We start from the raw sequence: 24,531 nt of genomic DNA on the forward strand, positions 1-24,531 counted from the left end.
GCCTGCTCCAACGCATCGAGCACGAAACCGGCGTGCGCCGTGCGCGAGGCCCGCCAGCCCACGATCCTGCGGGCATAGGCGTCGATGACGAAGGCAACGTAGACGAAGCCGGTCCAAGTCGCGACATAAGTGAAGTCGGAGAGCCAAAGGACGTTCGGCCTCGACGCCTTGAACTGGCGGTTGACGTGATCCAGCGGGCATGGCGTGGCCTTGTCGCTGATCGTGGTCCTGACGGGTTTGCCGCGGATCACCCCTTGCAAACCCATGTCCCGCATCAGTCGCGACACTGTGCAACGGGCAACATCGAAGCCTTCGCGCTTGAGCTGTCGCCAGACCTTGCGCACGCCATAGACGGAGAAGTTCTGATCGAAGACGCGTCGAACCTCGATCTTCAGCGCCCCGTCCTGCCGGGCACGCGCCGACAGCTTGGCGGGATCGCGCCGTTTGGCCACATGGGCATGGTAGGTCGAGGGGGCGATCGGCAAGACCTTGCAGATCGGCTCGACCCCATGCGCCCCACGATGCTCGTCAATGAAGGCGATCATGGCTTGGACCGGCGGTCGAGCTCCGCCATCGCAAAATATGCGCTCGCCTTGCGCAAGATCTCGTTGGCTTGCCGGAGCTCACGGTTCTCCCGTTCCAGGGCCTTCAGCCTCTCGGCCATCTCGGTTGGAACGCCGGCCCGCTGCCCGCTGTCGACCTCGGCCTTCTTGACCCAGTCATGCAGCGTCTGCGGGGTGCAGCCGATCTTGGTCGCGATCGAGGTCACTGCCGCCCACCGCGACGGGTGCTCGCCGGCGTGATCCAGAACCAGCCGAACCGCTCGATCGCGGACTTCAGGTGAAAACTTGTTCGTCGTCTTGCTTGTCATGGCTCCATCCTCTCAGGAGTTGGAGCCTCCGGCAAACCCGGGGCGGTTCAGTTCTCGGACTGGCCTCACTTTTGCTTACTGCTGGTTCGCTGGCGGCCTCTCGTGGAGATTAGAATGTTCGAGTTGTCCAAGCTTAACGTACTTGCGCTGCCTTTTGCGATATTGATTGCGCTATTCCCAGCATCCGCAAAAGCGCCGATCTGGAGTTCGAGCGATCATTACGGTACGTTTTCCCTTGATGGCTATTCCTGGAACAACGACGTTTATGGTCAAGGTGCTGGGCCTCAGACGATCTCTGTGCATTCGGTCAACCAATGGAGCGTGTGGTCGAACCAACCTGATACTGGCGGCATCAAGAGCTATCCCCACGGAGCTTTCAATGTTGAAAAACCGCTGAGCGCGATCAACCACCTGAGCTCAAGCTATCATCAGAGCGTTCCAGCCAGCGGCCGCTGGAACTTCGCCTACGATATCTGGGATAGCTCAAATGCCTATGAGATAATGCTTTGGACCAATTACACTGGGAATGCCGACGGAAGCGGTGACGTTAAGCCCATTTCTTACAAGTATAATTCTTCAGGAACCGCCGCGATCCCAGTCTACACAGGCGTGATGGTGGGGGGAGCCACTTGGAACGTTTTTGAAGGCTGGAACAATCACAAGGTCATCTCGTTTCTGCGCACTTCCAAGTCCAACAGCGAGACCGTGGATATCAAGAGTATCCTGCAATGGACAAGGTCAAAAGGATATTTCAGCGACATAGTCGTCGGCAGCGTTCAATACGGCGTTGAGATAACCTCGTCCCCAGGGGGGCAACACTTCGACGTCAACCATTGGTCTGTGATCTCGAAGTGACTACCGTGGGACCTTCGATGGGGTGATCCTCAGCCCTGGATGCCGCACGCTGTATGATGAGTTCGTACTGAAACGAGTCAGGCGGGCGTGTGGGCCCGAGGAAGATCGGCCGCGGCTCATGATGGAGAGCGGCCCTTCGCGCCGCAAGGCTCGCCTCGAATGATTCGCAGCTTCGCTCAGTTCGTTGCAGCGTGTAGCGTCAGGTTGCTGACCTGGTCTGCTCAAGCATGAGGACATCTATCTCAAGGGCCGTTCTTGCCTTCGCGATACCAGTTGAGCAGCGTCCGGATGGCGAAGTGATGACGGAAGTCGTGCACGCGTGGCCCGGTACGTCATGCCGCTCGAGCGGAGAACGCTGATGCCGGCGTCCAATTCCAGGGCAGAAGCTCGTCCAGCCGGTGAGCTGGGTGGGCGGCGATGCGGGAAAGGATATCCGTGAGCCAGGCCTGTGGATCGACGCCATTCATTTTCACCCGTGCCCCCAGGAGCTCAACCGTAACAGCGGCAGCCTCCGGCGATCCGGAGGGCGCGGCAGCCGCCGGCAGCGACGTTTCCGACACCAAAGGCACGAATGAGATAGTGTATCCGCCGAAGGCAGCACCAGTTGACCTGAACGCGCCCGGCACCGCCAGTCGTGCACCTGCTGCGACCGGCAGCTGTGCGATATCTGTTACAACCGCACCTGGCTCGAGGCTTTCCGCGACAATCTGTGCCTTCAAATCATGCGGCCAGCTGCTTCCGGCCTGCGCCAGCAGGCACTTCTATACGCTGCGTCAACGGTCGTCTTATGTCGTCCGAATGGTCGTCCATTTTGAGCACCCTTGCCGAAGATGATTCTTCTAACGGTGCACCCAAGGCTGCGCACAGACAATCTGAAGGGCCTCGGCGTTACGCTTACATTGCAAGCCACGTTGCCTGAGGTGCGTGGTGGAGGATCGGAGCGCGGACCTGCGGCAAACTTCGTGCAGTTGGCGAGCGAGAACAGCATCGCCATCAACTGCCGGGCCCCCTATCACGCACCTGCAGCGGTCTTTAGCCTTTTGTTGATCTGAAGTAAGCGTAGCTCTGCGGCCCTTTTGATTGACGCTTGACGTCTATTTGAGCCGCGTGGCGCGACGCCGCGGCTACCAAATTCCGGATAATGCGTTGACGGCGGCCCCGAGCGTCTTCCGGTCGACGACGTCGGGATCTCGGGCCCCAGAGGCGCATATTTTCATGTTCTGGATGAGTAGGGTCGCCGATGGCATCGAGGTAGTCGGCATAGCCTGGCGTACCGCCGACGTCCTCCGGAGGACAACGACCGGCGGCCTCGAGCAGGAGGGGAAGCCCCTCTATCGTCGTGTTGTCGAACCATTCTTCAAGCGCGATCACATGGTCCCAGCTGTCGCCGAGGTCATAGAGATAATGGATCGACTTGGCGCCTGTCTCGTGAATGATATCGGAGAGCCGCGCCTCGCGGGCATCGATCGGCTGGGGGCCAAATTCACCGTCGGGATCAGGGATGCCCCAGCGCCCTTCGCCAGCTAGGAAATCGAAGAGGAGGCTGCTCGTCCCGACAAACGCGGCTGCGCGGCCCTATGCCCAGGCGCCTCCGATTGTCATTCCGATCTTTGATAGACTGGGCGTCAAACGCCATCCGGAACTCCCTCCCTTTGCGTCATAAGAACTGTCCCCACCATCGGGTTCATGATGTCGTTTGACGGCTGCTTCCGCCGGTGACGGGACGGAGGGAGGCCGAGCCGACCGGAGGGCCGTAACCGGCGGTCGGCGGCTTGATGACGCCGCTCTTCCGTTTGGCGCGGAGCCGGTAGCTGTCGCCGCGGATCGTCAGCACGTGGCTGTGGTGCAGGAGCGGTCGAGGATCGCGGTGGCAACCGCCACCTCGCCGAGCAGGCTGTCGAGCCAAATCGCGGATGCCGGAGAGCTGCAATCGCGGCAGCGAAGCAGACAGTGAAAACGCTGCTCGACAGGCGACAGCGAAGGCACTCCGGCATACACGAACATGTCATGCCTCCACGAAACGCGACACTAGGCTCGCACCCGAAAAAACGTGCGCCCGCACGAGCTTGCGCTAAGAAGCGGCTTGGCTGTTTAGCGAGGGCCGTCATTAAGCAACCAGCGTGCCAGAGTCATGTCCTGGACCAAGAGAGGCAAAAGAGGATACTTCACATCCGAATGCCCGTACTGTAGTGCCGGGGTGCGAACAGGCGCGTCATTAACCGGCCAATACTGAATGAAGTCCGACGTACGACCTTAGCGACCCGAGACTGCGGTCGACCGGATTGATCTCGTCGTCGACGATAAACGACCACCTAACACCGTCCTTTTGCGGCTGCTCCTCAATGAGCGGCAGTCCAGTCTCCCTGGCGCTGCAGCCTCTCTCGGGCAGCTTTCACAGCTTGCGTTGTAAGCGACTGCAGCGACTCATCGCGCATCACTTCCAGATCTCTGAGCCCGCGCATCAGCACCGGCACCGCATTTGACAGTGCCGTTTCGACTGAAACGCGATCCTCTCTACGAGATCGCCTGGTTGAGGTCGCATAGTCGAGGTCTATCGAGACGTCCTAGTTCGATCCACCTGCTTTTTACCCCAGGTGCTGCTTAGCCCTACACGGCTTTGCGACATGCCATTTCAGACTCTCCGCGAAATATAGCCTCGGAACCTCAAGCATGATCAATAACCGCATGGCCCCATCCCTGCGCATCTATCTTCGTAAAATCCACCACACACTCTCGGCCGCCCAAATCGCCCCCTTGAAGAACAAAATCGCCGCCATGCAAGCGATCTCGCACGTACTGCTGCGCCCTGCCTCTCCGACCAATCGCTGATTGAGCGCGATAGCACCATTGTGGCGGCCTGCCGTTCGCGTCCCACCGGCGATCAGCGATCTGTTTCCCCTCGGCTCGCGAATACTATCGCCGCAAAATTGCCATCGGGGCACCTACCGGAATCTGGCAGACTGAATAATCCGCCGCCAGCATTGCGCAAGAACGCCGGTTCCGGGATTTGGACTTCCTTGCCATCGCGTTGCTTCGATCGACTTCTGCCATTCTGGAAACACGAATGAAGCGCGCGTGACTTCGACCGCTGTAGCGGAAGTTAACGTCCTGCTCCAACAGCCATTTGCACAGCGATAGAACCAGCGATTCATACTGATTGTAGAAGCGGCCTCGTCGTCATCGAACTATCTCCCCACGAACGATCCTGACCGATCTGAACGAGATACCCCGGGTCTCCCAGCGTTCCGTGATGGAGATTTTTGGATTGACGCCCGCTCAGGCTCGACTCGCATCGCTGTTGGTGGCGGGAAAGTCTCTGGAAGAAATCGCCCTTGATATGAACATTTCGTCCGGAACCGCGCGCAACCATCTCAAGGCGGTCTTTTTGCGAACAGGGACCAGGCGGCAGGCTGAGCTGGTCTCTCTGTTGTCTCGATTGCTACAGCCCTGGCCAGCTTAACTCTTCCGCCGCTGCGCTCTAGTCCGCTGTATGGATCATCTGTTTCCAGGTTTTCGAACATGGAAAGCCGCGGACTGGGGTGATGAAGCTTTCAGTTTATTACTTGATGCTGACGAGCCCTCGGCCAGAGCACTCGCAGTCGCCCATGGCAATTCGTGGCCTTTAACGAGACCGTCTCAATGTTCCCGAAGCCGAAATCCGTATTGCTGCCCAACACCTACGCCTTCGAATCCGAGCCGATGGTGAAGCCTACGGGCTTTCGCGAATACGACGCGCGCTGGTTGTTCCAAAAGGAGATCAACCTGATGGGTGTGCAGGCGCTCGGCATGGGGCTGGGCGTGCTGATCGCCGAGCTCGGGGTGAAGCAGGAGATCGTCATCGGCCACGACTTCCGTGGCTATTCGGCCTCGATCAAATACGCGCTGATCTCCGGCCTGATGGCTGCGGGCTGCAAGGTGCACGACATCGGCCTTGCGGTGACGCCGATGGCCTATTTCGCGCAGTTCGATCTCGACGTGCCCTGCTGCGCGATGGTGACCGCCTCGCACAACGACAATGGCTGGACCGGCGTGAAGATGGGCGCCAACCGTCCGCTGACCTTCGGCCCCGACGAGATGACGCGGCTGAAGGAGATCGTGCTCAACGCCGAGTTCAAGAACAAGGCCGGCAGCTCCTACCAGTTCCACGAGAGTTACCCGGCGCGCTACATCGCCGACCTCACCAGCCGTCCGAAGCTCAAGCGCAAGCTCAAGGTCGTCGCGGCCTGCGGAAACGGCACGGCCGGCGCGTTCGCGCCGCAGGTGCTGGAAGCGATCGGCTGCGAGGTGATCCAGCTCGATACCGAGCTCGACCACACCTTCCCGAAGTACAATCCGAATCCGGAAGACATGGAGATGCTGCACGCGATTCGCGATGCGGTGCTGCACCACAAGGCCGATGTCGGCCTGGGCTTCGACGGCGACGGCGACCGCTGCGGCGTCGTCGACAACACCGGCGAGGAGATCTTTGCCGACAAGGTCGGCGTGATGCTGGCGCGCGACATGTCAACGATCCACAAGGATGCGCAGTTCATCGTCGACGTGAAGTCGACCGGCCTGTTCGTCACCGACCCCGTCCTGCAGAAGCAGGGCGCCAAGGTCGCCTATTGGAAGACCGGCCATTCCTACATGAAGCGCCGCACCAACGAGACCGGTGCGCTCGCAGGCTTCGAGAAGTCCGGCCACTTCTTCTTCAACAAGCCGTATGGCCGCGGCTATGACGACGGCCTGGTGTCGGCGATCGCGATCTGCGACATGCTCGACCGCGCGCCGGGCAAGTCGATGGCGGACCTGAAGAACGCGCTGCCGAAAACCTGGTCGTCGCCGACCATGTCGCCGCATTGCGCCGATGAGACCAAGTACGGCGTCATCGACCAGGCGGTGAAGCATTTTGAAGGTTTGCAGGCCAAGGGCGCCAAGATCGGCGGCCAGTCGATCCGCGATCTCGTCACCGTCAACGGCGTACGCGTCACGGTCGAGGACGGCAGCTGGGGCCTGGTGCGCGCGTCCTCCAACAAGCCCGAGCTCGTCGTCGTGGTCGAAAGCCCGGTCTCCGAGCAGCGCATGCACGACATGTTCGAGATGGTGAACAGCGTGCTGCGCACGCATCCCGAAGTCGGCGCGTACAATCAGACGATTTGATGACGTCTTCCCCCGTAGGTCCGTCGGCTTATATCTACGCCTCCGGAGAAAAAGCTGCTTCTTCAGCGCGCCAAAGCTGTCCTAAGCTGCCCCTACCGTGGCCAGAAATCTCTGCACTTCCAGCCTCATGGGCCGCTCAGGTCCGGAGGTCGCGGATATATTCCGTCGCTACGGTGCTGCCTGGCAAGAGCAGCACTGGGCTTCGCTATCGACTGAACGACGCGCAGCTATGACTGCAATCGAGCGCTGCCGAACTTCAGCGCCCGGAGGCCATGTCGGGCAGTGCGACCGCTGTGGTGAACGACGGATCGCTTACAACAGCTGCCGTTCCCGCAGTTGCCCCAAGTGCCAGTGGCTCGCCCGAGCGGAATGGATCGAGGCTCGGCGGGAGGAGCTTATCGATACGCAGTATTTCCACGTCGTCTTCACCGTTCCCGACGAGATCGCCGCGATTGCCTTGACAGCCGACGCTTCCGTATCCCGGCTGTCGTTGATGACTTCACCCGGGAATGCATCGCATTGGTGGCCGACACATCGTTGTCGGGGATCCGGGTGGGTCGTGAGCTCGATGCCGCGATCGCCCGACGAGGCCGCCCAACGATGATCGTCAGCGACAACGGGACCGAGCTCACCAGCATGGCTATCCTGCGTTGGTCGCAGCTCACCCGGATCGAGTGGCACTACATCGCGCCGGGCAAGCCGCAGCAGAATGCCTCGTGGAAAGCTTCAATGGACGACTGCGCGACGAGCTGTTGAACGAGACGTTGTTCTCGTCACTCGATCATGCTCGGGAGCTGCTCGCCGAATGGCAGGACGATTACAACACCGTTCGTCCGCACAGCGGGATCGGCAACCTGCCGCCATCAACTTACGCCAGGCTAACAGCGTCCGACATGCAATGGGACGGGACGCTGCGCTGTGTCGAGGGCTCCGCGCCCCGTCCCGTTGCATCACCAAGCCACACAGGCTCAAATGACCAAAGGATTCCGCCCATCGCTGGATGACCTTTGGGGCTCAGGTCAGCTGGTTTCGTTTAGAGATGTTCGGGCAGGCCTTCAATCTGCTCGACATTGAAAACACTGTAACCCTTCATGAACGGAATGGACCGCGTTTCATCTTCGCCAGTCTCGACATTGGATTCAGTGCGCGCTGGGGCCGCGCGATACGCCCGCTGCCATTACCGGCATTCCAAGGCTTGATCCAGGGTCGCACGCCGTCTTCGAGCTCGCGGACGATTTGGTCGGTGATGCTTTGACAGATGTCTGCTTTCATTGTCGTTGCCTTTTATGGCTTGAGGGTTGCGCATGCAACCGACTAGCCACGCGGCAATGAGTGTGGGTTGGCAGTCAGGACTAAAAAGCACGGGGTGGTGCGGGCCGGACCCCGGACGCTTGGTCCGGGGGACTACAAGGCCTGTGCTTTTTGGCCGTGACGGGCCGGGGCCGCAGGCCCCTCGACCAGTTTCTCGGTTCGGAATATCGCACTTATCCTTCATAAGTAGCCGTCTTTCCGTCGGCACTCTGCGGCGAGAACGCGGACTTGCATCTAAATGGTAGGCGATAGCCAGTGTTTTAACCGATCGAGGGAATGGCATGCTTCGACACATGAAGCCTCGTGCGCTACTGGCCTGGAACGTCCGTCGGATCCGCCTCAAACGTGGTATGTCGCAGGAACGATTGGCTCGCACGGCTGGGATCGACCGTTCCTACTTGGCCGGTCTTGAGCGCCAATCGAAAAATCCGACGATTGATGTTCTCGATCGCATTTCCGAAGCGCTCGGCGTTCATCCGTCCGATCTCTTTGTTGAGCCGTCGAGCTGTGCGAGCATTCTCAAGACTTCGCCCCACCGGCCTAAGCGGCCGCGTCTGCTTCGCAAGAAGGGGTAGCCATTCATACGGCGACGGGAGAGCAAGACAAGCCATCTCGATAACGCGACGCCGGTCGGCAGGATTATGCAACGCCCACAATGTTCTCCCATGAGGCACGTCTCGTCGAAGGCATAGCACGAAGCCATAACGACATGCACGAATATACTTTGGTCTCTAATCCCGACAGGTTCTTTCGCCGAATGACAGCAAGCCGCTCGCCCGCTACGGCGCCCTGGAGGGCGCGCTTCGCGAGCGGCCTGCTCGGACTCGCGGCAGCTGATTCAGGAGACACTAGGGTGCGCTTCGGTAACATTGTCATCTGAGGCAATATGAAGGGGCAGTTTTCCATGGCGCGCGACACAGCACTATTGTGGGCATGCGATTTCTCTGAGTGCGCACGACAGATGTCGAATGCATGCGTGCCTGTTCCCTCCTTCCTATCCTAGCACCGCAGAAGCGCGCCACGGACTTTCTCCAATTTGGATTTACGGAATAACGACTTACGGATGGATGAGATCTGCTGCCCTCTCTCCGATCATTATAGAAGTCGCGTTGGTATTCCCAGCGATATGACGAGGAAAGATGGAGGCGTCCGCGACCCACAAGTTTTCGGTGCCCCTCACCTTAAGAGAAGGGCTGAGAACCGCTCGATCGTCTGCTCCCATGCGGCAAGTCCCGACCGGATGAAAGAAGGGGACAGTTGCTTTGCGAATGTAGGCTTCGTCAGCTTCCCGCCCAGCCCCCGATGCTGGCGCTTCGCAAAACTTCAGGACATGAGAGCCGAATGGGGGCATAGAGCAGATCTTCCGGACCCAGTCTAGCCCGCGCATAACTCCCTCAAAGTCATCCCGATGATCGAGCAAGCGGGGAAAGATGGCAATTGGAGCGAGAGGATCGTTCGATTTGAGTTCAAGATGGCCGGTGCTTTTCGGGTGATTGATGTTCACCAGGATGGTTACCAGGTTAGCTTTCGGGACTTTCAGTTTTCCATCAGCTTTAGTCAAACCGAACGGGAAGAGATGAAATTGAAGGTCTGGCTCAGCGAGCTCAGGACTCGATCTTAGAAACGCCAGGACTTGCGCCGTAGGCACACTCAGGAACCCTGACCTTCTAAAGGCCCACTCCGTCAAGGCTAGTGCGCGCTTTATGGGATGCGATAGTCCATTAGCGGTTTCGATATCGAGTTCAGCAAGGACATACAGTCCCGGGTGTTCCATTAAATTCCGTCCCACCTCAGGACTTTCGACGCGCGGCACGATGCCATGCTTCTTGAGGTGAGCCGGATCACCTATGCCCGAAAGCATCAATAAGTGCGGGGAATTGATGGAGCCAGCCGAAAGAATAACACCCTTTCTTGCGATGAAATCGATGTGTTGTCCGCGATGCGTGGCGGCAACGCCCGTCGCGCGCGTCTTGTCAAACAGAATGCGGCGAACGATCGTGTCATCCAAGAACTTCAGGTGAGTTGCTGACAGCTTTGGCCTTACGAAAGCCTCGAAGGCCGAAAGCCGACGCCCGTCGCGAGTCGATCCTTGGTTCCAGGCAACTCCCTCGTGCGAGGCACCGTTCAAATCCTCATTGAAGGGAATGCCAGTGGCTTGAAAGCTGTCGATAACCTTTTGAGAGATGGGGTGACGCCAACGTAAAGCTGAGACACGCTGAGGTCCGAGCCCTCCGCGAAAATGATTGTCTCTGTCCTCATCGGCCGTCTCCATTTTTCGGAAGTACGGCAACACGTCTTTCCATCCCCATCCTCTGTTGCCCAGCGCCTCCCAAGCGTCATAGTCCCGCGCAGCGCCGCGGATGAAGATCATCCCATTTATGGCGGATGAACCTCCCGGCACCTTGCCACGGGGCCAGTCCTCGACCACACCGCCCCTGCTCGGATCTGGCTCCGTCTTGTAAGCCCAGTCGTACCGTCTATTCCCGATCGTATAGACGAGGGCGCCCGGAACATGAGACAGATTGAAACGCTCCTTCTTCCCGGCCTCCAGCAATAGGACCGATTGTTTTCGCTCGACCAAGCGCGCCGCCAGAGGGCATCCCGCGCTCCCGGATCCTACGACAATGTAGTCAAACTCCATGCTGTTCACTCTCCAAATAGGAGCACCATTGGATGGTCGGGCAGTCCTGCAAAGTCATTGATGGTGCGGATCTAATTCTGTCAGATGGCAAGCCGCCGATTCATCCCGTCCGCGTGCCGCGAGTGGCGGATCATCAAAGGCGCACTTGTCGAGCGCGAACGGGCAGCGGCGCCTAAAACTGCAGCCTGCTGAGATGTTGATTGGGTTGGGCGGCTCACCTTCCAAGAGGTAGGTCTCAGCCTTGAATGGACGCTCCTCAACCGCCGGTACCGCGCTCAAGAGCGCGCGGGTATAGGGATGTCTCGGCTTGATGAATGTGGTTCGATTGTCAGCCAGCTCTACCACGCGCCCGAGATACATCACGGCGATGCGATTGCAGGCTCGCCGCACCATTCCCAAGTCGTGTGAAATGTATATGTAGGTCATTCCGCGTTGATCCTGAAGCCGCTGAAAAAGCGCGAGAAGCTTGCGCTGTTCGACCGGGTCGAGCGCCGATAGCGTCTCATCAAGAATGAGTAATTCGGGATCGAGGACGATGGCCCGGGCGATACTCACACGTTGACGCTGCCCGGCGCTCAATCCGACCGGAAGTTTGCCGAACAAGTCGAGAGACAGTCCAACTTCCTGCATGGTCGCCGCGACGCGATCGCGGATTTCGGAACGCGACATCCCTCCATGGACGTAGAGGGGTTCGGCTATGGTTCGCCCGATCGAAAGATGAGGCGGAATGGAGCTAAACGGATCCTGCAGGAGAAGCTGGAATTTCCTGCGAAGGGTCAATAGGCGCTTGGCTTTCATAGGCGCGATATCTTCGCCCATGAACAATATCTGTCCTGAATCCGGGACCTCCAGACGGCTCAGGAGACGCGAAAGCGTTGATTTCCCGCATCCCGACTCGCCGACGATGGCCAAATTGTCACCCCGTCGGACATCGAACGAAGCGTCCCGCACCGCGTGCACGAACTGGTTTGCAAAGAGCTTGTTTCTATCCCTCGTCGGATAACTCCGGCTGACGTTCCGCACCGACAGAATGACGTCCTTGGCGGCAGGTGACGGCTCATCTGCTACGGTCTCAGTCGAGCTCTGCCATATGCGGGGGATGTCAGCTATCAGCTGCTTGGTATAGGCATGTTGCGGAGCCGCGAGCAATTGCTGAACGCTTTGAGTCTCGACGACGCGGCCGCCTGCGAGAACAAGAACTCGGTGCGCGATTTCGTTGATGACCCCGAAAGAAGAAGAAACGAACAGGACCGCCGTTTTGAAATCCCGCTGCAACTCGCGCAGGAGCCGGAGGATTTGAGCAGCGACGGTAACGTCAAGAGGTTGCGTTATGTTGTCAGCGACCAGAAGGTCCGGGTTCGTCACGAGCGCATCCACGATCAGGGCGCGCTGCATCATTCCGCCGCTGAACTGGAACGGAAATTCCTCAAATCGCTGTTTCGCACCCGGCATCTTTACGGCATCGAGCAGGCGTATGACACGTCCCTCTGCTTCGCCATTGGAGATACCAGGCTCGATGGATCTAAGTTTTTCGACAATTTGCCGACCAACCGGAAGGGTTGGATCGAGAGCATTGCCGGGATCGGAACCTATGTAGGCGATCTTGCGCCCGCGGAGCGCTTGCATTTGTGTCCGGGGTAGTTTCAGAAGATCATTGCCACGATAGGCGATAACGCCCGTTTCGATTTTGAGCGGACTGGTGACCCACCTGACAAGCGCGCGCGACAGCACCGTCTTTCCCGAGCCGCTCTCACCGATAATGCCGAGGACTTCGTTTTCATCGATACTCAGGTTGACATCGGTGAGCACGGCGCGCGTTCCGCGCGACCCGAGATCGAGGGTTACGGTCAGATTGCGCACATCAAGAATGTTGACCGGCGATATCATCCGAATCCCAGCAAGATCTTGTTGCGAGACCGCTCGAGAGCTCCTCCCATGATGTTGATGCAACCGAGTGTGATCGCGAGCAGGAGGCCCGGCACCGTGGTGATCCACCAGGCATTCAAAATGTACTTCGTGCCATCGGCGATGATGGTGCCGAATGTCGGGGTGGGTGGTTGGATGCCGATCCCGATAAAGCCCAGCACAGCCTCGAAAATCATCATGCGCGCAATGTCCAGGATTGCGACGAAGGCGATCGGAGGCAAGATATTGGGTGCGATATGAACGAGTAGGACTCGCGCGTCTGAGGCGCCAAGAATCTTTATCGCTCGAACATACTCTTTGCGGCGCTCGGACAGGGTCACACTGCGCGCCACGCGGGAATACGCGGGCCAGCCGGCTAGAATCAAAACAAGAATGATGGCCAGCGGGGTCGGGCGTGAAACGCCGAGGATTGTGATCGCCAGAATGATCGCGGGAATCGACATCTGCGCGTCTGTGATCCGCATCAAGAGCAAGCCGACCCATCCGCCGAAATAACCTGAGATCATGCCGATGGCCGAGCCCAGGGTGAACATTCCCGCAACGCTCGCTATTCCGATCAGCAGGGCATTGCGAAGACCGATGAGCGAGCGCGTAAACAGATCACGACCGAGTTGGTCGGTGCCAAACAGGTAAGGCCAGCTCGAATGATCCAGCAGCGCCGGTGGCAGGAATTTCTTGCTGACATTGAATTGGGTCGGCGACAGATCGAGAACGTAGGGACCGAGGACGGAAAGGATGATCAGCAGGCAAAACAGCGCAAATCCAATCTTGAATTCATTTGTCCGCCATGCCTGGGCGAAGATGCTGGCCGCGATGCCGCGACCTCGTGTTGCCGCCGGGCTATCGGTCTTGGACGCAAGTTCCGGCGACGCTAGTATTGTAGCCTCCTGTCAATTGCCATGGCTGTAAAGTCGACGAGAATATTGACCAACACCAAAGTCGCACACGAGAGGATCGCGATGGCCTGGATCACAGGGAAATCCCTTTGGAAGACGGCGTTGATCATCAGAAGGCCGACGCCGGGATAGTTGAAGACGTATTCCACGACGAACAGGCCACCAAGCAAGACCCCAATCGCTTGTATCCCGAGCACATTGAAGACGGGAATGCTCGAATTGCGCAGTACGTGCGCGACGATCATTCGACCGCGCGAGAGACCGCGAATTTCGCCCTGGGACACATATGGCTCGACAAGATTTCCGCTCACCGAGACCGAGATGGACCGGATGAGGGTCGGAGCAAGCTCGATCGCGAGAACAATGGCGGGCAAGATTGCGTAGCTCGGCCCCTGATAGCCGATTGCCGGCAGCCATCCGGCCTTCGCAGAGACTAGAAAGATGAGAACGAGGGCTAACCATACGTTGGGGAGTGAGACCAGGACGGAAGCCACATGCAGTGCAAGCCGATCAGGCCATCGTCCTGATCTCAACCCCGCGGCTATGCCGATCGGGAGCGCGCTTGCCAAGGCAAACAGGAATGCAAGGCCAGCAAGGAGCAGGCTGTAGGGCAGGCTGGTTGTGATGAGGCCCGACACCGATGCACGGTTGGCGGCATCGAAAGTCGAGCTGCCTCGCGAGCCGCCAGTGCTACCCCCTTGTGCGCTTCTGACGAAGGAGCTCCCGAAATCCCCTGTTACGATTTGCGCGGCATAGCGGCCGAACTGAACCGGGATTGGATCCCTCAGGCCCATATCTTTTGCGGTCTGCTCTGCAACAGCTGCTGATACCATCGGCCCCAGCATCATACGCACAGGGTCGCCGGGAACGACGCGCAATAGCGTAAAGATTAGCATCGCCACGAGGACGACCAATATCAGCCCCTGGGCAATGCGCCGAATGAAGAAGTCGAGCGCAAACAGCATACCGGCTCCTGCCTTCTGCCAACGGGTGTTGCGGCGGCCCCTTAGCTCAGGTCCGCCTTGCTCAGATCAATCGGCCCGTTGGGAAAATAGTATGCCCCGGTCAGATTCTTGGCCGCGCCATGGAACGTCACGGCAGAAAAGAGCGAGAAGCTCGGAACCTTGCTTGCGAGCGTGGGAAACGTCTCATTCTTGAAGACCCTGAGGCGCTCCTCGGGGGTCGTGGCGCCGCGTTCCTTGTCCAGCACCGCATCAATTTCCCCATCGTTGATCCCGGTGATCAGCGCGGCGCTTGAATGCCAGTTCGGTCGGAGCACGAGGTCCGGCTCCGGCGATCCCGTCATCCAGCCGACGTCGCACATGTGGCCCTGACCTTGGCCGTCAGCGCGGCGATAAATCGCCTGCTCCCACGCGGCCGGTTCAAGGACGGTCAGGCGAACATCAATCCCCTGTTCGGCAAGCATCGCTGTGATCAGCTCGCCATACTCTTTCGTCTTCGGGTAAAATCCGATCGAGGTGATATATTCGAGTTGCGGCAGCCCCTTCCCTTTGGGAAACCCCGCCTCGGCGAGAAGCCTCTGGCAGGCATCCGGATCGAACTTTGGATAATTAGGAATATCCGTGAAGCCGAACTTCGTTGGCGAAATATAGCAGTTTGACGGTGTGGCGGCCTCACCCATCAGGGACAGGATTTGATCACGGTCGATCGCGTGGCAGACTGCGCGACGAATGCGGGCGTCGTTGAAGGGAGGCTTGTTGCACCGGAAGTGCAAATATTTGTTCTCGGTCGTCAGCGCCTTAAGCGTGGTGACTTTCGGGTTGCTTGACAGCGAGGCATATTGCTCGGGCTCGAGTCGTTCGGCAATGTGATATTCGCCATTCAGCAGACCCAGCACGCGCGTGTTGGCGTCCGGAACGTAAGCATAGACGATCCGATCGATCTTGGGGCGTCCACCGTAGAATTCATCATTTGCTTCGAGGTTGTTCCTGTCTCCGTGCGTTCCCGCATATTTGAACGCGTTCGTGCCGATCGGACGCTTTTGAAGGAGTGCGGGATCGGCAACATCCTTCGCTGACAGGATTGGAAGGAAGCTCGAAATGAACCAGAAGGCAGACGCGGGGTAGCCGTGTTTTTCAGTCTTCAACCGAACCGTCAGATTGTCGACGACTTCGACATCAACGCGGCCCGGATAAAGGGCGGATGCAGGGCGCGCTGGATTGGAGGCATATTCCATGGTCGCCTTGACGTCTTCGGCACCGAACTCCTTGCCGTCGTGGAATTTGACGCCGTCCCGAAGCTTGAACTCCAGAGTGTGTGCATCAATCAGCTTCCAACTGGTGGCGAGGTCCGGGGTCAGCTCTTCAGACTTGCCTTCCCGCATTTCGCAGCGCGTCAGATGATTGAAGACGAACTTTTCGAACTTCAACTGCCCCAGGGTCGTGTGAGAGGTCGGATCCCAGTTTCCGGTGACCGGGCCCATCGACGCCAGCACGACGGTTTTAGTTTGCGCTGCCTTCGCCGGGAGCGGCTTGAGACCCGCTCCGCCAGCCACGGCAACTGCTCCGGCTCCTGCAAGCAACTCTCTCCGTGTTACCATTTCGAGTCCCCTCTTCTTGCGTTAGACGCCCAAACAGCGCGCTTAATGAGCGCTCTGTTCACATAAATTGGTCCAGGTGCCACGCTTTCCAGCGCGATGCTGATCTCCGTCATCTCACCGGCGAGATGATCAAGCTGGTGCGCGCAAACCTTCGCGCCTTCACGAAGAGAGCACTTGCGCGCAGCGGCGGGGCCCGGTGATAGTCCGCGGAAGAGGCCGTTGGGACGAATGTACCTATGGCCCATGTCACAACGCCTCCGTTCTCAGGCAACTCGGTAGTGGTTGATCACGCCTGGATCAGGGTCAAGGCCAAGCCCCGGCCCTGTCGGCACGGCAACCTTCCCATTGACCGGAAGCGTAGCACCGCCGTAGATCTCGGCCTCGAAATCGCAATAGAGCCGTTCGAGCATCGGTACCGATCGCTGCGCCGCATTGAGGTGCATTGTCGCGACCTGGCCGGGGCCGAAGATTGCACAATGCGGAACGAATTCGATCGCTTCAGCTTGACAGAGCGCGGCGATCTTCAAGAGCTCGGAAATGCCGCCGGCTTTGGCGACATCAGGCTGCGCAATGTCGATGGCCCCTGCGGCGATCATCGCAGCAAAGTCATGCAGGCTGCCGGCATTTTCGCCGGCTGCGATGTGATGCCGGCCGGTTGAACGAATGCGTGCCAGCCCAGCATAGTTTTCCGGGGGCCAGACCGGCTCCTCCAGCCAGTACAGATTGAGAGGCTCGAGAAGCCGATCGTATTTGAGCGCCTCCGCGACCGGCCATGGACAATTGGTATCCAGCATGACGGCGGCCTGCGACCCCGCAGCCTCGACCGCTGCGCGGATTTCGTTTTCCGTGATCTCGTGCAGCTTGATGTAGCGATATCCGCGCTCAATTGCCTGGCGGGTGGCCCTGACGACATCGTCGCAGTTGCCATAGCGCATCAGGCTGGCATAGACCTCGACTTCGCTGTCGAATGCACCGCCTAACAATGCGGTGAGCGGCAGTCCGGAAATCTTGCCGAGGATGTCCCACAGGGCGATGTCGACCGCCGAGACGCCATAGACGATAGGGCCCACGCGGCCGAAATTCTGTAGCTGGAATTCCAGGTCATATTTGATTTTGCCGATTTCCCGGGCGTTGCGGCCGATCACGAGCGGTAACACGCGCGTCTCGATCATCGACTTCAGCGACTTGTCCTCGCACCGCGAGAAGGCTTCGCCCCAGCCCACGATGCCCTGCTCGGTTTCCAGCCTCACCAACAACGTGTCGAACTGCAGTTTCGGCGCTCCGCCGAAGCTCCAAGGTGGGACTCCGCCGGATTCGAACGGAATCGATAACAGGATCGCATCCGCCTTTACGATCTTGTGAGATGCGGCTGACGGCGAGAGGCCCTGCAGACCAGCGAGGCGAACGCGATCCTTGTTTTCGGAAATACTCACGCACGGCCCAGTTGCTGATTGTTGACAATTAACAAACAGCACGAATTCTCTGGTGTCAATGGCGAATGTTCGCCAATATCTGCCGGGACCCAGAACGAACATTCCGCGCAAACGCGGTTGGAGGAAAAATGGCTGCTGAGATCATCTCGGGATTAGTCGAGAAGCGCAGTTTGGACCGTGCGGCCGCCGATGTTGTCCGCCAGGCGATCACGAGTGGCGCGTTGGCGCCAGGAAAGCGACTGACAGAAACCGAACTCTCCACGGGGCTCAACGTGTCGCGCGGCACAATACGAGCGGCCCTGCAGCGGCTCATGAGCGAGGGCCTCGTGAAGCAGAAGCCTTACTCAGGCTGGGAAGTCGCGAGCTTGACATCCAGGGATGCATGGGAGCTGTACACACTTCGATCCAGCCTGGAGGGCCTCGCCGCGCAGCTCGCTGCCGCCAACCCGAGTCGGAGGCAACCGATCGAGGCGGCTTACGATGACATGAAGGCCGCCGCAAAAAGCCGTAACCAGAAGCGGATCAACGATAGTGACCTCGCGCTTCACAAGGCGATCGTTATCCTTTCGGGACACAACCGCCTCGCAGATCATTACGGATTGGTCGAACATCAGGTTCGCATGTACATGGCCTCTTCAAACGCAATCCTTGAACGGCCCGACATGGTCATCGCGAACCACGAGAAAATGGTCAACGCGCTGCTCAGGGGCGATGCGGCCGCCTCCGAACGTTACGCACGCGAGCACAACAAGACCTCAGGCGAGCTTCTGATACGGCACCTTCAGGAGACAGAAGCCAAACAGACCAGCAAAGCGGCTTCGCGTAAGCTCTAGGGAGGGAAGGCATGCGAGTCAGCGACCGCAAAATTCGCGCAGCCGGCTGGGCCCGATCTTCGTGACATTCGCCGCAGGCTCGAGGGGCAGCCGTGCTGGAGGACCGGCAACACAGCAACAACGCGTTGCCTTCCAGGTTGCAGATGCCATGCGTTCAGAATCGAGGACCCCTCCCGTTAGTATCGGTTACCAACCCAGTCTCCATGCCGAACGTTGCCGGAACGATCGGCCAGGCGATAAACGGGCCCTTGCTGATCGGCTCAAAATCTGCCGAGCGTACGATTGAAAGCCGCGGGATCGCGTCCTTCAGCCACCTGCGCACTGTTCTCTTTGGTTGTCCTCTGACAACGGACGCAATAGCGGAAGAGAGAGAGAGAGAGAGAGAGAGAGAGAGAGAGAGAGAGAGAGAGAGAGCGGAATTTGTCAGACGGTGAGTAGCCTCTAGTTGTCTTTTTCCCTCACGCACCTAACGCTTGAAATAACCTCGGTGTTGAAATACGTATGCCGGCCGAAGTCGGAGAAGCTGCCGCAACACAATTTATGGAGGGGCAAGAAAACACTTGGTCCCACAACTCACCATAGGGCTTCGAGCGTGGCTGTGGAATTTCGAGATCTACGCTGGGCGATCGCTGCGTCCCAGCATCGAAGCATCCGTCAAGCGGCAGAGACGCTTAGAATCAAGCAGTCGACGCTTAGTCGCTGTCTACGAAGTATCGAACACACGTTGGGCAGCAAACTATTCGAGCGCACCAACGGAGGTACGCGACCAACGATGGAAGGTCGAGAATTTCTCGAGGATGCCCGGCGCATCGTAGGCGAAGCTGAAGCAATGGCCGCTCGCCTCAAGACCCGCTCGCGTCGCGAGAGTGGTCGGTTGACCATCGGGATCCACACCTCCCTGTCAGCAGGCAATCTCCGAGCCACCCTCCTTGAGCACCGGCACCGCTTTCCCGATGTCGATAGACAGTTTGTCGACGGAGCGAGCGAGCATCTGATTTCGGACCTCGCCAGCTCAGCCATCGATTTCGCTGTGGTGGCGGATCCCAACCCGAATTGGAGCGGCAAGTCATTGGTGCTCTGGAGCGAACGTGTTGTTGCTGCCCTCCCTGCGAAACATCCTCTGGCAAGTCATGACGTAGTTCACTGGGGCGAACTGCGGCGCGAACCGCTTTTGATGTCACAGCGTGGCCCCGGACCGGAACTCCTCAAGCTTCTCATCAGCAAATTAGGTTCTTCCGATCCTTGCAAGCTGCTTCGCCATGACGTGGGGCTCGACCGTCTTCTCTCCCTGGTGGGCATGGACTTCGGTATTCTCCTCGCCCTGGAAAGTGCGACTGGCGCGACTTATCCCGGTGTCACCTTCCGGGAAGTGCATGATGCCGAGGGGCCGACGCGGCTGAGCTTCCGCGTCTATTGGCGGCAGTCCAACGGTAATCCATTAGTACGTCCGTTTCTCGACTTGATTCGTGAACGCTATCCAGATCTTTCCGCCGACCCGGGCGAGGGTTGAGCAGCATTACGCCGCGCCTTCGCAAAGGCTCGGTCGGTCGTCATGAACCGCTCGATCATCGGCGCGATCAGTTTGGCAGGCTCGATCGGCGTCGTCCCGCCTCCGCTACGCATCAGAATCTCGGCGTAGATTTTGAGATCCCTGAAGACCACCGCCGGCAGCTCGATCGTGAGCTTTACCGGCTTATCGTCTTCGAGCGGCCCAAGCTTGAGCTTCGTCATGGTGTTCCTCTCTTGCCGTAGGGCGCCAATACCAAATCGCGCGTTACGATCACGCGGACCGGGAAACCAGGCCGGATCGTCAACGTCGGCTGGATGTTGAGCTGGCGCTGCACGATCTGCTGGCCGGTCTGGCTGATGCTGTTGGATGCTCCGCTGCGGATCGCTTGAACGAGACTGTTCTCGTTCTGGCTCGTGCCCGCCTCGGCTCCGACGCTGAGCATGGTCGAGAGAACGGCGGCCTTGAACAGCATGCCCCAATGGTTGTCGACCTCGTCCTCGAGCCCGGCATAACCACCGGTGTCGGCGCCGGGCTGGCGCTCCAGCACGATCGAGTTACCGTCAGGCATGATGATGCGGGTCCAGACCAGGAGGATGCGGCTCTGGCCGAACGCGACGGAGCTATCGTATTGGCCGATCAGCTTCGCACCCTGCGGCACCAGAAGATATTTGCCGGAAGGACTGTCGTAGACCGCCTCCGTGACCGCGGCGGTGACTTGGCCGGGCAGATCGGAGTGGATGCCCGTGATGAGCGCTGCCGGAATCACGGTGCCCGCCTGTATGACATAAGGAGAGACTTTGGCCTCGAGCCGGTCCGGACTGACCGTTCGCTTATCCGTCGACGCATTGAGGAAGGCCGTCTTGCGGTCCTGCATGTTCTGGGCAGATCCGGCGTCGACGGGTGGCGTCACGGTCGGGGACGACGCAGACGCGGTCGAGCTATTCGGAATGATTTGGCCGACGCTCTGCGGCTGCTGAACCGTCTGGGCGAAGAGTCGGCTGACGCGTGCGGCTTCGATCTCCTGCGCTATGTGCTGGGCCTCCGGATCAGGTGTCGTTGCGGAGATCACGGTGTTTGGCGCAGCGCCTGCGTTGAGGATCGGCTTGCCGAGATCGCCGGGCAGCGGCGGTCCGAGCGGCGGCGCTTGACGTGGCAGGCCGGTATAATCCTTCGGTAACGCAGCGAGACCCTCGGCCGAAGGGCTATTCTGGGTGCTGAGCAACTCCTGGCCGGTCTGCGCCTTATTGCGGGTCTGAAGGGCGTAGCCGAGCGCTCCCGCGACAGCGAGGGCCGACACCGCGCCGAGACCGATCAGGATCTTGCGCGAGAGGCGTGTGACAGGTGGCCGCTCGCCGCGGAGCCGAAGATCCGGCGGCGCGACGGGTGGGATGTCGCTTTGACGTTCGTCTTCACCACCTATCGCCATGCGCGTGGCCTTCCATCAGTGCGAACTATCCGCACGCGCCGCTCGCTGTCCTTGTCGCCAAGTCGTAGTTCGGCGGCGGCGAACAGGCGATCGACGATGTAGTAGTTGCGGTTCGCGCGATAGTTGACCAGCTCGGAGCCGCCGGCCGGCCCAATGACGAACAGCGGCGGCATTTCGCCCTGAACGATCCCGCTGGGGAATTCGATATAGACCTTGTTGCCGTCATCGAAGGCGCGCAGCGGACGCCAGGCCGGATCATCGCCCTCGATCGCGTAGCGGAAGTTGATCGCGGCGAGATCGACGCCGGCCGCAATGGGGGCTGCGGTCTCAGCCGCTGCATTCTGCCGCCGAAGTGCAATCAGTTGGTCCTCGGGATACTGCCAGGAGACCGAGGCCATGTAGGTCTTCTCCGTCGAGCGCAGCTCGAGGAGATAAGTCCGCCGGTCGGTGTTGATCACGAGATTGGTGACCAATTCCGGCCGCGTCGGCTTGATCAGGATATGGATCTTCCTGGTCGCGCCCGCCCCGCTCTCGGTATCGCCGATGATCCAGCGCACGGTGTCGCCGGCGGCGACCGGTCCGGAGCCGACGAGCTGCTCGCCCTCCTGCAGGGCGACGTCGGTGATCTGGCCGGGCGCCGTATAGACCTGATAGAGGGCTCCGCCGGAGAAAGGATAGACTTGGACCGCATTGATAAAACCAGTGCGCATTGGCTGTACCCGTGCCGCAGCGTTGGCCTGTTTGACGCGAAGCCTGGGATCAGCGGCCTCCGGGACGCGCTTGGCCGCAGTGAGCGGTTTCAACTGCCCGGGCAGCGGAAGAGGCTTTGGCAATTCCACGATCTTGACGGGCGACGGCGGATCGGCGGTGAGCGTTGCCGGCTCTGCGGTGTCGTAGTTGATGTCGGGCGGGATGAAATTATGTGCACAGCCGCCGAGCGTCGCGACGGACATCAGCAAAGCTGCAAGTGCGGATTTACGAAAGTACGTATCGCCGTCTTTCCGGTTTTGCTGAACGAGGGAGAGATGCGAAGCCGGACCGCCGGCAGTTGAGGAAAACGGCGGGGTCATTGTCCCAGCTCCTTTGACCAGTTGATGGCGTTGACGTAGATGCCGAGCGGATTCTTGCGCAGCCGATCGGCATCGGTGGGTGGCTGAATTGCGATGGTGAGGATCGCGGTCCAACGTGTGGTCCCAGCGAGCGCTCCGTCCTGATAGCGGTGCTCCACCCAGGCAACGCGAAAACTGTCGGGCGAAGCGCGAATGACGCTGGAGACGTCGATTGCGACCTGCTGCTTGCCGAGGCTGGCGAAGGGATCATTGGCGCGCGCGTAATCGTTCAGCGCCATCGCGCCCGCCGTGGTCGTAAAATCATACGCCTTCAGCCAATTCTCCCGCACGATGATCGGATCGGCCGGAAGCGAGCGCACCATCACGACGAAGTGGGCGAGATACCAGGCAATCTGCGGATCGCTCGGCCTGTAGTCGGCTACAGCCGGCGTTACGGCTTGTGCCTCGCCGAGCTTGTCGACCTGCACCACCCAGGGAACGACGGTGCCATGGGTGGATTCCCAGACGAGCCCACCGGCGAGGCCGCAAGCGAGCATCAGCGAGCCGAAGGCCATCAGCCGCCAGTTCTTCGCTTGCACGCGCGCGGAGCCGATGCGATCGTCCCAAACCTGCGCGGCGCGCTGATATGGGGTTTCGGGTTCGGGCGTGCGACCATAACGGACCGACGATCGCCGAAAGACTGACATTCGCTATTCTCCTCCCTTGAGGTCGACGGAGTGTCCGCCGCCATGGCTGTCGCCAGATTTGAGGGCTTGCGCGGCTGTCTGCGCACCGTGAATGACCGTCTGATTGCGCTTGACCCGCTGGGCCCAGGCGGGCGGACCGCTGTCGTTCGCCGCTTGAGATGTGGCTCCATCGTTTGCGGCCTCGCCGCTTCCAATGGTCCCCATCGTCGAGGAGCCACCGGTATTTGCGACCCCGGACCGGGCGCCTGATGCGAAGCTCTCCGTCATCGAGCCGGTCGCTTGCGCAACGGCGCGTCTGACGGGAGTTGCCGCCGCACCGGCCACGGCGCGGCCGGCGCCGCCGAGACCTGAAGCGACGCCGCCAGCGCCGGACCGGCCAGCCGATGCGAGGCTGTAGGCGGATGACATGCTGCCCGCCATCGCCGCACCACCACGTGCTGCCGCAGCAGTGCCGGAGGCTGCTGCCATCGCGCCCCGCCCCGCGAGCCCAAGCGCCGCGCTCCCCGCCATCGCCGTGCCGGCGACGGCAAGGCCGGTGCCGACGGCAGCGCCCGCGCCAAGCTGCGGCGCTCCTGACACCAGACCGGTCGCAATGCCGGGACCGAAGATGCCGAGGCCGAGCATGGCGAGCGCCGCGAGCACTACGGAGAGCGCCTGCTCGATCGTCGGCTGGCCGCCACCATAAGCAGTGGTGAACTGGGAGAAGAGCCCGGTGCCGATGCCGACGATCACGGCGAGCACCATCACCTTCACGCCGGAGGCGACGACATTCCCCAGCACCTTTTCCGCGAGGAAGGCGGTCTTGTTGAACAGGGCGAACGGAATGAGGATGAAGCCGGCGAGCGTCGTCAGCTTGAACTCGATCAGCGTGACGAACAGCTGCACCGCCAGAATGAAGAAGGCGATCAGCACCAACAGCCAGGACACCATCAGCACCGCGATCTGGACGAAATTGGCGAAGAAGCTGGTGAAGCCCATCATTTGGCTTGCTGCGTCCAGCAGTGGCTGCCCGGCATCTAAGCCAACCTGCGCCAGCCGGCCAGGCCGCAGGAAGTCCGCCGTCGAGATGGACGAGCCGCCGGCTTTCAGACCAAGGCCGGCGAAGCTGTTGAAGATGACGCCGGAGAGATTATTGAAGTTGGTGATGATGAAGGCGAAGAACCCGATATAGAGCGTCTTCTTCACCAGCCGCTGGAGAATGTCTTCGTCTGCGCCCCAGGCCCAGAACAGGCCGGCCAAGGTGATGTCGATGACGATCAGCGTCGAGGCGAGATAGGTGACCTCGCCTTTGATCAGGCCGAAGCCCGAATCGATATAGGTGGTGTAGGTATTGAGAAAGGTGTCGATGACGCCCACGTTGTTCATCCCTGGTCT

22 protein-coding genes, 5 pseudogenes and 1 other annotated feature are annotated in these 24,531 nt (G+C 59.8%); of the genes and pseudogenes, 11 read left to right on the top strand and 16 right to left on the bottom strand.

The genetic code is table 11. The features are described from left to right. A pseudogene (locus GGD62_RS38960) lies at positions 1-871 on the bottom strand (IS3 family transposase); the annotation flags it as partial. Further along, positions 471-587: a sequence feature (AL1L pseudoknot), on the bottom strand. Its footprint overlaps the pseudogene before it by 117 nt. A 114-nt stretch (positions 872-985) precedes the next feature. Between GGD62_RS38960 and GGD62_RS38965 the strand changes: the two are divergent. Continuing rightward, positions 986-1,726 (top strand): glycosyl hydrolase, encoded by a 741-nt coding sequence (locus tag GGD62_RS38965; protein WP_183714351.1) that lies wholly within the window; start codon positions 986-988, stop codon positions 1,724-1,726. A gap of 332 nt (positions 1,727-2,058) precedes the next feature. On the opposite strand, the pseudogene GGD62_RS38970 reads toward GGD62_RS38965, so the two are convergent. Then, positions 2,059-2,247: pseudogene (locus GGD62_RS38970) on the bottom strand (transposase domain-containing protein); the annotation flags it as partial. Positions 2,248-2,547: 300 nt separating this feature from the next. On the opposite strand from GGD62_RS38970, the gene GGD62_RS38975 reads away from it, so the two are divergent. Beyond that, complete coding sequence (locus GGD62_RS38975; RefSeq protein WP_183714354.1) at positions 2,548-2,778, top strand: hypothetical protein; 231 nt, start codon at positions 2,548-2,550, stop codon at positions 2,776-2,778. Here the strand turns inward: GGD62_RS38975 and GGD62_RS38980 are convergent. Together GGD62_RS38980 and GGD62_RS38985 are read right to left on the bottom strand one after the other, a co-directional pair. Beyond that, positions 2,759-3,229 carry a plasmid pRiA4b ORF-3 family protein gene (locus tag GGD62_RS38980; RefSeq protein ID WP_312014337.1) on the bottom strand — a complete coding sequence of 157 codons (471 nt, stop codon included), beginning with the start codon at positions 3,227-3,229 and terminating at the stop codon, positions 2,759-2,761. The genes GGD62_RS38975 and GGD62_RS38980 overlap by 20 nt on opposite strands. Before the next feature lie 181 nt (positions 3,230-3,410). Next, positions 3,411-3,595: pseudogene (locus tag GGD62_RS38985) on the bottom strand (ATP-binding protein); the annotation flags it as partial. An 801-nt stretch (positions 3,596-4,396) separates the two neighbouring features. On the opposite strand from GGD62_RS38985, the gene GGD62_RS38990 reads away from it, so the two are divergent. The 5 genes and pseudogenes from GGD62_RS38990 to GGD62_RS41315 form a co-directional block, all read left to right on the top strand. Continuing rightward, a complete protein-coding gene (locus GGD62_RS38990) occupies positions 4,397-4,555 on the top strand; it encodes a hypothetical protein (protein ID WP_183714357.1) in 159 nt (52 codons plus the stop codon). Between the two features lie 421 nt (positions 4,556-4,976). Beyond that, positions 4,977-5,186, top strand: coding sequence for a helix-turn-helix transcriptional regulator (locus GGD62_RS38995; RefSeq protein WP_246800502.1), 210 nt, complete (start codon positions 4,977-4,979; stop codon positions 5,184-5,186). A 179-nt stretch (positions 5,187-5,365) separates the two neighbouring features. Then, the gene (locus GGD62_RS39000) at positions 5,366-6,865 is read left to right on the top strand and encodes a phosphomannomutase/phosphoglucomutase (protein ID WP_183714360.1); all 1,500 of its coding nucleotides are present in this window, start codon (positions 5,366-5,368) and stop codon (positions 6,863-6,865) included. Positions 6,866-6,992: 127 nt separating this feature from the next. Then, a pseudogene (locus GGD62_RS39005) lies at positions 6,993-7,322 on the top strand (transposase zinc-binding domain-containing protein); the annotation flags it as partial. 2 nt (positions 7,323-7,324) lie between these two features. Continuing rightward, positions 7,325-7,869: pseudogene (locus tag GGD62_RS41315) on the top strand (integrase core domain-containing protein); the annotation flags it as partial. Between the two features lie 85 nt (positions 7,870-7,954). Here GGD62_RS41315 and GGD62_RS39015 read toward each other — a convergent pair. Further along, positions 7,955-8,137: an ArdC-like ssDNA-binding domain-containing protein gene (locus GGD62_RS39015; protein ID WP_409333989.1), complete on the bottom strand. Its 183-nt coding sequence runs from the start codon at positions 8,135-8,137 to the stop codon at positions 7,955-7,957. 389 nt (positions 8,138-8,526) lie between these two features. On the opposite strand from GGD62_RS39015, the gene GGD62_RS39020 reads away from it, so the two are divergent. Further along, positions 8,527-8,751 carry a helix-turn-helix domain-containing protein gene (locus GGD62_RS39020; protein ID WP_409333990.1) on the top strand — a complete coding sequence of 75 codons (225 nt, stop codon included), beginning with the start codon at positions 8,527-8,529 and terminating at the stop codon, positions 8,749-8,751. A gap of 482 nt (positions 8,752-9,233) precedes the next feature. Here GGD62_RS39020 and GGD62_RS39025 read toward each other — a convergent pair whose 3' ends face one another. Genes GGD62_RS39025 through GGD62_RS39035 form a run of 3 tightly spaced genes read right to left on the bottom strand, consistent with a single transcriptional unit; the run spans position 9,234 to position 13,276 of the window. After that, a complete protein-coding gene (locus tag GGD62_RS39025; protein WP_183714363.1) occupies positions 9,234-10,817 on the bottom strand; it encodes a GMC family oxidoreductase in 1,584 nt (527 codons plus the stop codon). 54 nt (positions 10,818-10,871) lie between these two features. After that, positions 10,872-12,704 carry an ABC transporter ATP-binding protein gene (locus GGD62_RS39030; RefSeq protein ID WP_210318065.1) on the bottom strand — a complete coding sequence of 611 codons (1,833 nt, stop codon included), beginning with the start codon at positions 12,702-12,704 and terminating at the stop codon, positions 10,872-10,874. After that, positions 12,701-13,276, bottom strand: coding sequence for an ABC transporter permease (locus tag GGD62_RS39035; protein ID WP_312014335.1), 576 nt, complete (start codon positions 13,274-13,276; stop codon positions 12,701-12,703). The genes GGD62_RS39030 and GGD62_RS39035 overlap by 4 nt, the downstream gene beginning before the upstream one ends. Positions 13,277-13,387: 111 nt before the next feature. On the opposite strand from GGD62_RS39035, the gene GGD62_RS41790 reads away from it, so the two are divergent. Then, the gene (locus GGD62_RS41790; RefSeq protein WP_210318066.1) at positions 13,388-13,618 is read left to right on the top strand and encodes a hypothetical protein; all 231 of its coding nucleotides are present in this window, start codon (positions 13,388-13,390) and stop codon (positions 13,616-13,618) included. Here the strand turns inward: GGD62_RS41790 and GGD62_RS39040 are convergent. The 3 genes from GGD62_RS39040 to GGD62_RS39050 form a co-directional block, all read right to left on the bottom strand. After that, positions 13,615-14,601 (bottom strand): ABC transporter permease, encoded by a 987-nt coding sequence (locus GGD62_RS39040; protein WP_183714419.1) that lies wholly within the window; start codon positions 14,599-14,601, stop codon positions 13,615-13,617. The genes GGD62_RS41790 and GGD62_RS39040 overlap by 4 nt on opposite strands. Positions 14,602-14,645: 44 nt before the next feature. Continuing rightward, the gene (locus GGD62_RS39045) at positions 14,646-16,199 is read right to left on the bottom strand and encodes an ABC transporter substrate-binding protein (protein ID WP_183714366.1); all 1,554 of its coding nucleotides are present in this window, start codon (positions 16,197-16,199) and stop codon (positions 14,646-14,648) included. A gap of 263 nt (positions 16,200-16,462) precedes the next feature. Next, positions 16,463-17,632: a mandelate racemase/muconate lactonizing enzyme family protein gene (locus GGD62_RS39050; protein ID WP_183714368.1), complete on the bottom strand. Its 1,170-nt coding sequence runs from the start codon at positions 17,630-17,632 to the stop codon at positions 16,463-16,465. Between the two features lie 128 nt (positions 17,633-17,760). On the opposite strand from GGD62_RS39050, the gene GGD62_RS39055 reads away from it, so the two are divergent. Continuing rightward, on the top strand, positions 17,761-18,465 hold the full coding sequence (locus GGD62_RS39055; protein WP_183714370.1) for a GntR family transcriptional regulator: 705 nt from the start codon (positions 17,761-17,763) through the stop codon (positions 18,463-18,465). Positions 18,466-19,063: 598 nt separating this feature from the next. Next, the gene (locus GGD62_RS39060; RefSeq protein WP_312014338.1) at positions 19,064-19,975 is read left to right on the top strand and encodes a LysR family transcriptional regulator; all 912 of its coding nucleotides are present in this window, start codon (positions 19,064-19,066) and stop codon (positions 19,973-19,975) included. Here the strand turns inward: GGD62_RS39060 and GGD62_RS39065 are convergent. Genes GGD62_RS39065 through trbL form a run of 5 tightly spaced genes read right to left on the bottom strand, consistent with a single transcriptional unit; the run spans position 19,939 to position 24,522 of the window. Continuing rightward, positions 19,939-20,196 (bottom strand): DUF2274 domain-containing protein, encoded by a 258-nt coding sequence (locus GGD62_RS39065; protein WP_183714376.1) that lies wholly within the window; start codon positions 20,194-20,196, stop codon positions 19,939-19,941. The two genes, GGD62_RS39060 and GGD62_RS39065, sit on opposite strands and share 37 nt — an antisense overlap. Then, positions 20,193-21,401 carry a TrbI/VirB10 family protein gene (locus GGD62_RS39070; RefSeq protein ID WP_183714379.1) on the bottom strand — a complete coding sequence of 403 codons (1,209 nt, stop codon included), beginning with the start codon at positions 21,399-21,401 and terminating at the stop codon, positions 20,193-20,195. The genes GGD62_RS39065 and GGD62_RS39070 overlap by 4 nt, the downstream gene beginning before the upstream one ends. Then, the gene (gene trbG / locus GGD62_RS39075; RefSeq protein ID WP_183714381.1) at positions 21,392-22,471 is read right to left on the bottom strand and encodes a P-type conjugative transfer protein TrbG; all 1,080 of its coding nucleotides are present in this window, start codon (positions 22,469-22,471) and stop codon (positions 21,392-21,394) included. The genes GGD62_RS39070 and trbG overlap by 10 nt, the downstream gene beginning before the upstream one ends. After that, entirely contained in the window at positions 22,468-23,157 is a 690-nt protein-coding gene (gene trbF, locus GGD62_RS39080; protein ID WP_183714383.1) for a conjugal transfer protein TrbF, read from the bottom strand. Before trbF ends, trbG begins: the two co-directional genes overlap by 4 nt. 3 nt (positions 23,158-23,160) lie before the next feature. Further along, complete coding sequence (gene trbL / locus GGD62_RS39085) at positions 23,161-24,522, bottom strand: P-type conjugative transfer protein TrbL (protein WP_183714385.1); 1,362 nt, start codon at positions 24,520-24,522, stop codon at positions 23,161-23,163. Between the last annotated feature and the right edge of the window lie 9 nt (positions 24,523-24,531).

The organism is Bradyrhizobium sp. ERR14 (assembly GCF_014198235.1).
Classification (GTDB): Bacteria; Pseudomonadota; Alphaproteobacteria; order Rhizobiales; family Xanthobacteraceae; genus Bradyrhizobium.